Below are 12,396 nucleotides of genomic sequence, written 5' to 3' on the forward strand. Positions count from 1 at the left end.
CTCCTGTTATGCTTTGTTTTTATACGTGGTGGCTAACAGATTGTAGAGTTCTTCAGAGAAGTCGCTTGAGGTAATCGACAGCTTTTCTATCAGTTCACTTAACCAAACATTGTCTTCTTTGCCTTCCCATATCTTGATGTAAGTACCTGACTTGTAGCCATTGTCTTGGCGAAATCTGTTGAGAATGTTTTTTCCTACATATGACTTAAAGAGCTCACTGGTTGATAAGTTGCTTGCTGCTGCAAGCGTTATGAAGGACGGCAGGTCGAAGCTTTTTGATTTGAGAGTTGCTAATGAAAAGGATTCTATTGCATCTAAGATGCTCTGTGCAGACGCGTAGGATTTTTGACCTTTGTCTAGTTCACTTAATGCTGATGCCAGCAGTGCTTCAACTTTCGATTCGGTGTAAGCTGATGCAAGAAGCTCGCTCAAGCCGAAATGCCATATATCGACCAGCTCCAATTTCATCTGAGCAATATCTACTTCCTGCGACTTCCACCACTTCCACCCCACGTGGTCCATTAGTTCTGCACATTCGGTCCAAATAGCGCGATACCATGGATTTCTTGCTGATCTCCATTCTTTGTTTATTTTGCTATTGATAGTGTCTTGCAAATGCAACATTAATTTTGCTTGATTTTGGAGCAGTGCTAGCCTATCCATTTGCCACCTCACAGGGGAATACCAGTTGCCTACGCGCAAAAAACCAACTTGATCTTAACACTGGTGTAGTGCCGCGTCCCTCTACTCAGACGCATCATTTGACTCGGCTTTTACGCTTTGATAAGACGGACATCCTTGCAAAAATAATAGCAAGAGAAAACCTGTGAGTCTGGAAATCTATGTAGCCCCCCCTAAAGGAGGATCCGAAAAATCTGTCGCTCCGACTCCTTCGCGTGAGAGGAGTCAGACACAGTAGATTGGTGGATCTGGGGCCGTCCGTCGCGTCTGCTCGCGCTGAAGATTCGCGCGTGAAAACACCCACCCTGCGCGGTCGGCGACTTGTAGGTAAGTGTTCCTGCCGGAGCAATGTCCGACCGCGGACATGCCAACGACAAGCGTCAGATGATGCTTACCGAGGCTTAGTGCGGTGATTTGCTTTTGCCCTTGTTCAAGCGTAACCACTTCCCTCGTTGGAGAGTAGAAGATGACGTCGGAGGTCAGGCGCGGGCCAACGTGTCAGCGATAGAAAGGCGTGTTTTAACTACGCGTCGTCTCTGTGGACCGAGGTGCGATTTTCTTCTTATGCCACAAGCGGCGAGACTTTGGAGACACGGACTAGGATAGTCAGCTAGACACAAAAAAACCGGCTCAAATCTGGCCGGTTTCTCTGTGCTTCAAGCCACGTAACCGCTTGAAGGTATTGCTGTTTGGTGCCCCGAGGGAGACTCGAACTCCCACTCCTTTCGAAAACGGATTTTGAATCCGCCGCGTCTACCAATTCCGCCATCAGGGCTCAATGGCGGCGAAGTATAGAGACGCTCCTACCGTTGGTCAATCATGTTTCATGGTCAATTTTCACTTATTCGGCTAAACTTCCCGGCCCTGCTAGACGAACCCCATCATGCGTGTCGCTGACTTTACCTTCGAGCTCCCTGATTCATTGATCGCTCGCCATCCCTTGGCGGAGCGACGCAGCAGCCGTTTGCTGACCCTCGACGGGCCAAGCGGCGCGCTGGCACATCGCCAATTCACTGATTTGCTGGAGCATTTGCGCCCTGGCGATCTGATGGTTTTCAACAATACCCGGGTGATTCCGGCGCGGTTGTTCGGGCAGAAAGCCTCGGGCGGCAAGCTGGAAATTCTGGTGGAGCGGGTGCTCGATCAGCACCGCGTGCTGGCGCATGTGCGGTCCAGCAAGTCGCCCAAAGCGGGTTCGACGATCCTGATCGATGGCGGTGGCGAGGCCGAGATGGTTGCGCGCCACGATGCGTTGTTCGAGCTGCGTTTTGCCGAGCCGGTGTTGCCGCTGCTGGAGCGCGTCGGTCACATGCCGTTGCCTCCTTATATAGATCGCCCGGATGATGACGCGGATCGCGAGCGTTATCAGACCGTGTACGCGCAGCGTGCCGGTGCGGTGGCGGCGCCGACGGCGGGGCTGCATTTCGATCAGACGATGATGGACGCGATTGCCGAGAAGGGCGTCGAGACGGCGTTCGTGACGTTGCACGTGGGGGCGGGGACGTTTCAGCCGGTGCGCGTGGACCGGATCGAAGATCACCATATGCACAGCGAATGGCTGGAGGTCACGCAGGACGTGGTCGATGCCGTTGCGGCGTGTCGCGCGCGGGGCGGTCGGGTGATCGCGGTCGGTACCACCAGTGTGCGTTCGCTGGAAAGCGCGGCGCGCGATGGCGTGCTCAAGGCGTTCAGTGGCGATACCGACATCTTCATCTATCCGGGGCGGCCGTTTCATGTGGTCGATGCTCTGGTCACCAACTTCCATTTGCCTGAATCCACGCTGTTGATGCTGGTTTCGGCCTTCGCCGGTTACCCGGAAACCATGGCGGCCTACGCGGCAGCGGTGGAGCACGGTTACCGCTTCTTCAGTTACGGTGATGCCATGTTCATCACCCGCAATCCCGCGCCGACTGCCCCTGAGGGTTCTGACCCAGCGGACTCGGCCTCAGAGGATCAAGCATGAGTCGCACCTGTCGTATGTCGTTCGAGCTGTTGGCCACTGATGGCAAGGCTCGTCGTGGTCGTCTGACCTTTCCGCGTGGCGTGGTCGAAACCCCGGCGTTCATGCCGGTCGGTACCTACGGCACGGTCAAGGGCATGCTGCCTCGGGATATTGAAGCCACGGGTGCGCAGATCATCCTCGGCAACACCTTCCACCTGTGGCTGCGTCCGGGCACTGAGGTGATCAAGGGCCACGGCGACCTGCACGATTTCATGCAGTGGAAAGGCCCGATCCTGACCGACTCCGGTGGTTTTCAGGTGTTCAGCCTGGGTGCCATGCGCAAGATCAAGGAGGAGGGCGTGACGTTCGCCTCTCCGGTGGATGGCGCCAAGGTGTTCATGGGGCCGGAAGAGTCGATGCAGGTCCAGCGCGACCTGGGTTCTGACATCGTGATGATCTTCGACGAATGCACGCCGTACCCGGCGGACGAAGACGTTGCGCGCACCTCCATGGAGCTGTCCCTGCGCTGGGCCAAGCGGTCGAAGATCGCCCATGGCGAAAACACTGCGGCTTTGTTCGGCATCGTTCAGGGCGGCATGCATGAAAACCTGCGCATGCGCTCGCTGGAAGGCTTGAACGAGCTCGACTTCGACGGCCTGGCCATTGGCGGCCTGTCGGTGGGCGAGCCGAAGCACGAAATGATCAAGGTGCTGGACTATCTGCCGGGCCGCATGCCAGCTGAAAAACCTCGTTACCTTATGGGTGTAGGCAAGCCGGAAGACCTGGTTGAAGGTGTGCGTCGCGGAGTCGACATGTTCGACTGCGTCATGCCGACGCGCAATGCTCGCAACGGTCATCTGTTCATCGACACCGGTGTCCTGAAGATTCGTAACGCGTTTCATCGCCACGATGAATCGCCGCTGGATCCGACCTGCGATTGCTACACCTGCAAGAACTTCTCCCGCGCTTATCTGCATCACCTGGACAAGTGCGGCGAAATGCTGGGGAGCATGCTCAATACGATCCACAATTTGCGGCATTACCAGCTGCTTATGGCTGGTTTGCGCGAGGCTATTCAACAGGGTACATTGGCCGCCTTTGTCGACACGTTCTATGCCAAACGCGGGCTTCCCGTGCCGCCTCTGGACTGAATGACAACCGGTCTTACCGCTTCTTATTATTAAAATTATGCAACTGGAGTGTTAAATGAGCTTTTTCATTTCCAACGCCATGGCAGACGCCGCGGCACCTGCGGCCGCTGGCCCGGCAGGTTCGGGTTTTGAGTGGATCTTCCTGGTCGGTTTCCTGGTCATCTTTTACCTGATGATCTGGCGTCCACAGGCCAAGCGCGCCAAAGAGCAGAAGAACCTGCTGGGCAACTTGCAGAAGGGCGATGAAGTTGTCACTTCCGGCGGCATCGCCGGCAAGATCAATAAAGTGACTGACGATTTCGTCGTGATCGAAGTTTCCGACACCGTTGAACTGAAGATCCAGAAGGGCGCTATCGCTGCCACCCTGCCTAAGGGCACTCTGAAAGCCATCTGATTCCAGTCTTTTACCAATCGACGGGGCGCGCAAGGCGCCCCGCGTTATAAGCAGGCGGCGTGATGTTGAACAAATACCCTCTGTGGAAATACATCCTGATCCTGGCAGTGCTGGCGATCGGCTTTATTTATTCCGCACCCAATCTCTACCCTGATGACCCGGCCGTTCAGGTCAGCGGCGCAAGCACTGCGTTGCAGGTGACTCAGGCTGATCTGGATCGCGTAAGCAAGGCGCTTACCGATGCTGGCATCGCGGTCAAGGGCGCGTCTCTGGCCGAGAATGGCAAGGGCGGTTTGTTGCGTCTGACCAAGCAGGAAGACCAGCTGCCGGCCAAGGATGTCGCGCGCAAGGCGCTGGGTGACGACTATGTCGTTGCACTGAACCTGGCCCAAACCACGCCCAAGTGGCTGCGCAGCATTGGCGCCAGCCCGATGAAGCTGGGTCTGGACCTTTCCGGCGGCGTGCACTTCCTGCTCGAAGTGGACATGGACAAGGCGCTCAGTGCCCGTCTGAACGTCTACGAAGGCGAAGTGAAGAGCCTGTTGCGCAAGGAAAAAGTGCGTTATCGCAGCCTGCCGCAAGACGGCAATGCCATTCAGCTGGGTTTCAGTGACACCGACTCCCGTGAACAGGCCCGTGCGCTGATTCGCAAGGATTACACCGATTTCGATATCACCATGAGCGATCGTGGCGAGATGCCGATTCTGCGTCTGACGATGACCCAGGCCAAAGTCGCCGAGATTCGCGAATACTCGATCAAGCAGAACCTGACCACCGTGCGTAACCGGGTCAACGAATTGGGTGTGGCCGAGCCGCTGGTTCAGCGCCAGGGTGCCAACCGCATCGTGGTTGAACTGCCAGGCGTGCAGGACACGGCCGAAGCCAAGCGTATTCTCGGCAAGACCGCCAACCTTGAGTTCCGTCTGGGCGCAGGCCCCGATGACACCAAGGCCACCACTGAAATGTTCGAATTCCGCGAAGGCGGTCGTCCGGCGGCCGCGGTGGAGCGGGGTCTGATCATCACCGGTGACCAGGTGACCGACGCCAAGGCTGGCTTCGACGAACACGGCCGTCCACAGGTGAACATCAAGCTGGATGGTCATGGTGGCGATCTGATGAGCCGCGCCACTCGCGCCAACGTCGGTCGCAGCATGGCGGTGATTTTCATCGAGCAGAAACCGACCACCACCTACACCAAGCAGATGGTGGATGGCGTCGAGAAAGACGTGCCGGTTCAGACCTTCAAGGAAGAGAAGAAAATCATCAGCCTGGCGACCATCCAGTCGCCGCTGGGTGCTCAGTTCCGCATCACCGGCCTGAACGGTCAGGGTGAGTCTTCCGAGCTCGCGCTGCTGCTGCGTGCCGGTGGTCTGGCGGCGCCGATGTACTTTGCCGAAGAGCGCACCATTGGCCCGAGCCTGGGTGCCGACAACATCACCAAGGGCATTCATGCATCGCTCTGGGGCATGCTGTTCGTTTCGCTGTTCATCCTCGCCATCTACCGTTTCTTCGGTCTGATCGCGACCGTCGCACTGGCCCTCAACATGGTCATGCTGCTGGCGCTGATGTCGCTGCTGGGTGCAACCCTGACCCTGCCGGGCATCGCCGGTATCGTGTTGACCATGGGTATGGCGGTGGACGCCAACGTGCTGATCTTCTCGCGTATCCGTGAAGAGATCGCCAATGGCATGACCGTGCAGCGTGCGATCAACGAAGGTTTCGACCGCGCCTACACCGCGATCCTCGACGCCAACCTGACGACGTTGCTGGTCGGCGGCATTCTCTTCGCAATGGGCACCGGCCCGGTGAAGGGTTTTGCGGTGACCATGTCGCTCGGGATCTTTACCTCGATGTTCACAGCCATCATGGTGACCCGCGCAATGGTCAACCTGATTTTCGGTGGTCGTGACTTCAAGAAGTTGTGGATTTAAGGGGCTGCCATGAAACGTACCATCAACTTCATGGGCGTTCGCAATGTTGCGTTCGCCATCACCATGCTCCTCACGGTACTGGCGTTGTTCAGCTGGTTTCATAAAGGGCTCAACTTCGGTCTGGACTTCACCGGCGGTACGCTGATCGAACTGACTTACGAGCGTCCTGCCGATCTGGGCAAGGTGCGTGAGGAGCTGGTTTCTTCGGGTTACCACGAAGCCATCGTGCAGAGCTTCGGTGCAACCACCGACCTGCTCGTGCGGATGCCGGGCGAAGATCCACAGCTGGGTGCTCAGGTGGCCGAAGCGCTGCGCAAGACCGGCGCTGACAACCCTGTGACCGTCAAGCGTGTCGAGTTCGTCGGCCCGCAGGTCGGTGAAGAGCTGCGCGACCAGGGCGGTATCGGCATGTTGCTCGCGCTGGGCGGCGTACTGATCTACCTGGCTTTCCGCTTCCAGTGGAAGTTTGCGGTCGGTGCGATTGTCTCGCTGATCCACGACGTGGTCGTGACCATGGGCATCCTGTCGTTCTTCCAGGTGACGTTTGACCTGACGGTACTGGCGGCGGTGCTGGCGATCATCGGCTATTCGCTCAACGACACCATCGTGGTATTCGACCGGGTTCGTGAGAACTTCCGTCTGCTGCGCAAGGCGTCGCTGATCGAGAACATCAACATCTCGACCACGCAGACGCTGTTGCGCACCATGGCGACGTCGATTTCCACCTTGCTGGCCATCGTCGCGCTGTGGGTCTTCGGTGGCGACAGCCTGCACGGTTTCTCCGTCGCGCTGTTCATCGGTGTGCTGGCGGGTACGTACTCCTCGATCTACATCGCCAACGTGGTGTTGATCTGGCTGAACCTGCGCAGTGAAGACCTGCTGCCACCCGTGACCACCGACAAAGTGGACGATCGTCCGTAAGCCTCTATTCGGACCGGTCATCCTGTAAAAAGGCGCGAGTGTGAACTCGCGCCTTTTTTTGTGCTCCAAGGCTGGGAGTAGCGCGAGCAATTGCGCTGAATATGGTCAGGAGGTTCACGTGAACAAGTCGTTGCTAGTTGGTGCAGTATTGGGTGCTGTCGGTGTCACCGCCGGTGGCGCTTTGGCCACCTATAGCCTCGTAAAATCAAACGGCCCTGAGTACGCGGAAGTGCTCGCCGTCGAGCCTGTAAAAGAACAGATCAAAACGCCACGCCAAGTGTGTAAAGACGTCGCGGTCACCCACCGCGCACCGGTCAAGGACGAACACCAGATTGTGGGCAGCGTCATCGGTGCCGTCGCCGGTGGCCTGCTTGGCAACCAGATAGGCGGTGGTACCGGCAAGAAGATCGCGACCGTTGCCGGGGCCGTCGGCGGCGGTTATGCCGGTAACAAGGTTCAGGAAGGCATGCAGAACCGCGACACCTACACCACCACTGAAAGCCGTTGCAACACCGTCAACGACATCAGCGACAAGGTGGTGGGCTACAACGTGAAGTACAAGTTGAACGACAAGGTGGGTCAGGTGCGCATGGACCGTGATCCAGGCAGCCAGATTCCGGTCAACAAGGACGGTCAGCTGGAGTTGAGCCAGGCTCAATAACCCTGACGTTTGTCCCGCTAGATAAAAACGCCCCGTGGTTCGGGGCGTTTTTTTGTCCGCATTTTCTGCATATTCAAAAAGTATCAAATGAGTAGTAACTATATATTTTTAATCGCAAACGTCACCGCGTAAGCTTTTCGCGTGGCCCCGAGGCGGACGCGTTATCGGGGTCGCACAACAAAACCAATAAAAATCAGCGACGACACGCGGGAATAAAAATGCATAAAAGCCCTGTTGCTCTAGGCCTCACGTCGGCTGCCTTCGGGTTGACCCTGGCGTTTCCCGGCTTCGCCGAAGCCGACTTTCTCGAGGACAGCAAAGCTGATCTCGAATTTCGCAACTTCTACTTCAACAGTGACTATCGCCAGGACGGCGCCAACCAGTCCAAGCGAGACGAATGGGCTCAGGGCCTGATCCTCAATTATGAGTCCGGGTTTACCGACGGCACGGTCGGATTCGGTGTCGATGCCATCGGGCTTTTCGGCTTGAAACTGGATTCCGGTCCCGAGCGTCGCAACTCGGGATTGCTGCCGGTCGGGGATGAAAAGGCTCCGGATGACTATGGCCGTGCTGGCGTCACCGCCAAGGCGCGGATTTCCAAGAGTGTGCTGCGCGTCGGCACATTGTTGCCGCGATTGCCGACTGTTCTGCCTAACGATGGCCGTCTGCTGCCTCAGACCTTTCGCGGGGCGCAGGTGACGTCCAGGGACATCACCGACATGACCCTCAATGTCGGCCGTCTGACCAGCAACACCGAGCGAAACGACAGCGGGCACGAAGACATTGAAGCCGAGGGCAAAGGCATCAAAGGTGGCCGTCCCAGCGACAAGTTCGACTTCGCCAGCGCCAGCTACAACTGGACCAAGGGGCTGACCACGTCCTACAACTACGGTGGGCTGGAGAACAACTACAAGCAGCACATTCTGACGCTGGTTCACAGCTTTCCGCTGGGCGAATCCCAATCGCTCAAGAGCGACCTGCGTTACGCGCGTTCGCTCAAGGACGGTAATACCAACGTCGACAACACGGCCATCGGCGCCAAGTTCACCTACAACGTTGCCGGTCATGGCTTTGGCGTGGCCTATCAACGCATGAACGGCGACACCGGGTTTCCGCACCTGGCGGGTACCGACTCCTTCCTCGTCAACTACGTGATGATTTCTCCGGATTTCGCCAACCCGGAAGAGCGCTCGTGGCAAGCCCGTTACGACTATGACTTCGCCGCCGTCGGGTTGCCCGGCCTGAGCTTCATGACGCGCTATCTGCAAGGCGACAACTTCGCGCGCGGCAACAAGGAAGGCACGGAGTGGGAGCGCAATACCGACATTGCCTATGTGTTCCAGAGCGGCGCACTGAAGAACCTCGAACTGAAGTGGCGCAACGGCACTTACCGCAGTAATGGGGGTAACAACATTGACCAGAACCGCGTCATCGTCAGCTACACGCTGCCGCTGCTCTGAGTTCGACGCTTTTCGACACTTTCCCGATAACGCTCATCTTCGGCACGCGCCGCAACGGAGCCTGACATGCCTGCAAGAAAGACCCTCATTCACCTGGCCATCGCCTTCGCCCTGTTCAACAGCTATGGCGCTTACGCGGCCAACACCGCCGACTTGCCGTGTGCGACCACCGAACAATGCGCCGCCCAGGCGGCGAAAATCGGCGCGACGGTCGATAAGTCGAGTGCAAAAGGCAACAAAAGTGAGAGCCAGTTTTCCTGGCTGAACCGTATCAACAAAGCTTCGATCGTCATGCTGACCGAAGAGGGCATTGTCAAACCCGAGATGGGTCAGAAGATTGCGACCGGCGTGCGCTACGCCATCGATCAGGCCGACCAGCCCAACGGCAAGCGCCCGAGCGATGTGCTGCAACTTGAGCAGATCATGACCGACAAGATCGGCCCGGAAGCGTCACTGATTCACTCGGGTCGCAGCCGTCAGGACATTCTCGCCACCTACCGTCTGGCCAAACTTCGCTCTGACGTGCTGGCCTACAGCGAGGCCATGAACGCGACCCGCAAGCGGCTGTTGGACCTGGCGGACAAGAACATCGACACGTTGATTCCGGCGTACACCAACGGTGTTCAGGCCATGCCGATCACCTACGCCCACTACCTGCTGGCCTTCGAGGCTTCGTTCGATCGTGACGGGCAGCGGATTCGCGAACTGTATCAACGTTTGAATCTGAGCCCAATGGGCACTGCCGTACTGGCCAACTCGGCCTACCCGCTCAATCGCGAGCGTTTGGCCGAGTTGTTGGGTTTTGACGGTGTGCGTGAGAACTCGATGGATTCCAGCCAGATTTCCACCTACGACATCCCGATTGAGGCGGCGGATATCGCGTCGTCTTCGGCGATCCGCATCGGCGCGATGATTGGCGACATCCACACCCAATATCACCAGATTCGGCCGTGGCTGTTGCTGGACGAGGAGAAGACCTACACCAGCAGCGCGATGCCGCAGAAACGTAACCCCGGGTTGCTGATGCGCGCACGGGAAAGCGCGTCCGACGTGGTGGGCTTGGCACAAAGCGTGACCCTGCGCGCGCACAACGTCACGCCTGGCATGACCGACTACAAGTTCGCCTTCGACTCGCTGGGCGTGTTCGATTCGACCAAGGAAATGTTCGGCGCCATGAATGCAGTGCTCGATGCGTTGCAGGTCAATCCACAGCGGGCGCGTGAGGAACTGGAAAACGAGTGGACCACTTCGATGGAGCTGGCGGACACGCTTGAGCGCACCCAGAAAGTACCGTTCCGCATTGGCCACAGCTTCGCGTCCCTCATTGTCGAACAGGCGCGGGATCAAGGCCTGACGCCGAAAACCTTCCCATACGCCGATGCGCAAAAGCTCTACACCAAGGCGGCGGACAAGTACCAATGGAAGCCAAATACCTTGCCACTGGATGAGGCGACTTTCCGCGCGTCGCTGTCGCCGGAAAACATGGTCAAGACCCGCAAAGGCACCGGAGGACCTCAGCCAGAAGAGGTCAAGCGCATGCTGGCCGAGGCACACAAGACGCTGGATGCCGATCAGGCATGGTTGCGTGAGCGTCGGGAGAAGCTGACCCAGGCGGAAGGTAACCTGGATCGGGCGTTCGAGAAGTTGCTGTCGTCCAAAGGCTGATGCCACCGTTTCTGCCCGGAGGGAGACGCCCGCGGGCAGAAACAAGATTGCGCCAGATCAACCCTGCCCTGCGGGCAGAAGCGGAGTTGTGCTAGAGGCCGGATGCGATCTGGCGGCATACCGCGTGCTGCTGATTCACGCCGAAACTGTAGGAGCGTCCGGGGTGGCGCTCCACCTTGTCCCGCGATCTGGCGCGAAGCGGCAGCAAAATCAGGCGACCCGGTTGTGCCAGGCACTCCGCATGCATCGGTTTTACTGCCGCTTCGCGCCAGATCGCGGGACAAGCCACGCTCCTACGCCCTGCGGGCAGAAGCAAGATCGTGCCTGACCGAACCTGTCCTGCGGGCGGAAGCGGAGTTGTGCTAGAGGCCGGATGCGATCTGACGGTATGCCGCTGCTCTTGATTCTGGCCGAAGGCCGTGGGAGCAAGCTTGCTCGCGATCTGGCGCGCAGCGGCAGCAAATCAGGCGACTCGGTTATGCCTGACACACCGCATGCACCGGTTTTACTGCCGGTTCCCGGCAGATCGCGGGCAAGCGCGCTCCTACGCCCTGCGGGCAGAAGCAGTGTCTCGATAAACCCAGGATCGCGATCTGACGGTATGCCGCCTGCTGTTGGTTCACGCCGGCGCTGTAGGAGCGCGCTTGCCCGCGATCTGGCGCGAAGCGGCAGCAAAATCAGGCGACCTGGTTATGCCTGACACACCGCATGCACCGGCTTTACTGCCGGTTCCCGGCAGATCGCGGGCAAGCGCGCTCCTACGCCCTGCGGGCAGAAGCAAGATCGTGCCTGACCGAACCTGCTCTGCGGGCAGAAGCGGAGTTGTGCTAGAGGCCGGATGCGATCTGACGGTATGCCGCGTGCTGCTGATTCACGCCGAAACTGTAGGAGCGTCCGGGGTGGCGCTCCACCTTGTCCCGCGATCTGGCACGTAGCGGCAGCAAAGTCAGGCGACCCGGTTATGCCAGACATTCCGCATGCACCGGTTTTACTGCCGGTTCCCGGCAGATCGCGGGACAAGCCACGCTCCTACGCCCTGCGGGCAGAAGCAAGATCGTCCCTGACCAAACCCTCTCTGCGGGCAGAAGCGGAGTTGTGCTAGAGGCCGGATGCGATCTGGCGGCATGCCGCTGCTCTTGATTCTGGCCGAAGGCCGTGGGAGCGCGCTTGCCCGCGATCTGGCGCGCAGCGGCAGCAACATCAGGCGACCCGGTTATGCCTGACACACCGCATGTATCGGTTTTACTGCCGGTTCCCGGCAGATTGCGGGCAAGCGCGCTCCTACGCCCTGCGGGCAGAAGCAAGATGGTGCCTGACCGAACCTGCCCTGCGGGCAGAAGCGGAGTTGTGCTAGAGGCCGGATGCGATCTGACGGTATGCCGCGTGCTGCTGATTCACTCCGAAACTGTAGGAGCGTGGCTTGTCCCGCGATCTGGCGCGAAGCGGCAGCAAAATCAGGCGACTCGGTTGTGCCTGACACACCGCATGCATCGGTTTTACTGCCGGTTCCCGGCAGATCGCGGGCAAGCGCGCTCCTACGCCCTGCGGGCAGAAGCGGCGTTGTGGTAGAGGCCGGATGCGATCTGACGG

Annotated in this window: 9 protein-coding genes and 1 tRNA gene; 8 read left to right on the forward strand and 2 right to left on the reverse strand. The window is 58.6% G+C overall.

Translation table 11 applies throughout. The features are described 5' to 3' along the window. Positions 1 to 6: 6 nt before the first annotated feature. Positions 7 to 663, reverse strand: a complete 657-nt coding sequence (locus BMY73_RS22255) for a dUTP diphosphatase (protein WP_218190168.1) — start codon at positions 661 to 663, stop codon at positions 7 to 9. Between the two features lie 708 nt (positions 664 to 1,371). After that, positions 1,372 to 1,456 (reverse strand) — tRNA-Leu (locus tag BMY73_RS22260). Between the two features lie 108 nt (positions 1,457 to 1,564). On the opposite strand from BMY73_RS22260, the gene queA reads away from it, so the two are divergent. From queA to BMY73_RS22300, 8 genes are all read left to right on the forward strand, one after another. Continuing rightward, on the forward strand, positions 1,565 to 2,644 hold the full coding sequence (queA, locus tag BMY73_RS22265; protein WP_092409800.1) for a tRNA preQ1(34) S-adenosylmethionine ribosyltransferase-isomerase QueA: 1,080 nt from the start codon (positions 1,565 to 1,567) through the stop codon (positions 2,642 to 2,644). Between the two features lie 14 nt (positions 2,645 to 2,658). Next, positions 2,659 to 3,774 (forward strand): tRNA guanosine(34) transglycosylase Tgt, encoded by a 1,116-nt coding sequence (gene tgt, locus BMY73_RS22270; RefSeq protein ID WP_175500231.1) that lies wholly within the window; start codon positions 2,659 to 2,661, stop codon positions 3,772 to 3,774. A gap of 55 nt (positions 3,775 to 3,829) precedes the next feature. After that, a complete protein-coding gene (yajC, locus tag BMY73_RS22275) occupies positions 3,830 to 4,168 on the forward strand; it encodes a preprotein translocase subunit YajC (protein ID WP_062383548.1) in 339 nt (112 codons plus the stop codon). Between the two features lie 62 nt (positions 4,169 to 4,230). After that, positions 4,231 to 6,099 carry a protein translocase subunit SecD gene (gene secD / locus BMY73_RS22280; protein ID WP_062383543.1) on the forward strand — a complete coding sequence of 623 codons (1,869 nt, stop codon included), beginning with the start codon at positions 4,231 to 4,233 and terminating at the stop codon, positions 6,097 to 6,099. A 9-nt stretch (positions 6,100 to 6,108) separates the two neighbouring features. After that, positions 6,109 to 7,020 carry a protein translocase subunit SecF gene (gene secF, locus BMY73_RS22285; RefSeq protein ID WP_092409804.1) on the forward strand — a complete coding sequence of 304 codons (912 nt, stop codon included), beginning with the start codon at positions 6,109 to 6,111 and terminating at the stop codon, positions 7,018 to 7,020. Positions 7,021 to 7,138: 118 nt separating this feature from the next. Beyond that, on the forward strand, positions 7,139 to 7,681 hold the full coding sequence (locus tag BMY73_RS22290) for a glycine zipper 2TM domain-containing protein (RefSeq protein WP_062383536.1): 543 nt from the start codon (positions 7,139 to 7,141) through the stop codon (positions 7,679 to 7,681). A gap of 218 nt (positions 7,682 to 7,899) precedes the next feature. Beyond that, a complete protein-coding gene (locus BMY73_RS22295; RefSeq protein WP_062383533.1) occupies positions 7,900 to 9,141 on the forward strand; it encodes an OprD family porin in 1,242 nt (413 codons plus the stop codon). Positions 9,142 to 9,207: 66 nt separating this feature from the next. Further along, complete coding sequence (locus tag BMY73_RS22300; RefSeq protein ID WP_092409806.1) at positions 9,208 to 10,806, forward strand: argininosuccinate lyase; 1,599 nt, start codon at positions 9,208 to 9,210, stop codon at positions 10,804 to 10,806. Positions 10,807 to 12,396: the final 1,590 nt, after the last annotated feature.

The organism is Pseudomonas sp. NFACC02 (assembly GCF_900110765.1).
Lineage (GTDB): Bacteria > Pseudomonadota > Gammaproteobacteria > Pseudomonadales > Pseudomonadaceae > Aquipseudomonas.

Excerpts from the sequence above, each read along its gene's own strand:
- queA (WP_092409800.1), top strand. The coding sequence starts at position 1,565 with ATGCGTGTCGCTGACTTTACCTTCGAGCTCCCTGATTCATTGATCGCT.
- tgt (WP_175500231.1), top strand. The coding sequence starts at position 2,659 with ATGTCGTTCGAGCTGTTGGCCACTGATGGCAAGGCTCGTCGTGGTCGT.
- secF (WP_092409804.1), top strand. The coding sequence starts at position 6,109 with ATGAAACGTACCATCAACTTCATGGGCGTTCGCAATGTTGCGTTCGCC.
- BMY73_RS22295 (WP_062383533.1), top strand. The coding sequence starts at position 7,900 with ATGCATAAAAGCCCTGTTGCTCTAGGCCTCACGTCGGCTGCCTTCGGG.
- BMY73_RS22255 (WP_218190168.1), bottom strand. The coding sequence starts at position 663 with ATGGATAGGCTAGCACTGCTCCAAAATCAAGCAAAATTAATGTTGCAT.
- yajC (WP_062383548.1), top strand. The coding sequence starts at position 3,830 with ATGAGCTTTTTCATTTCCAACGCCATGGCAGACGCCGCGGCACCTGCG.
- secD (WP_062383543.1), top strand. The coding sequence starts at position 4,231 with ATGTTGAACAAATACCCTCTGTGGAAATACATCCTGATCCTGGCAGTG.
- BMY73_RS22300 (WP_092409806.1), top strand. The coding sequence starts at position 9,208 with ATGCCTGCAAGAAAGACCCTCATTCACCTGGCCATCGCCTTCGCCCTG.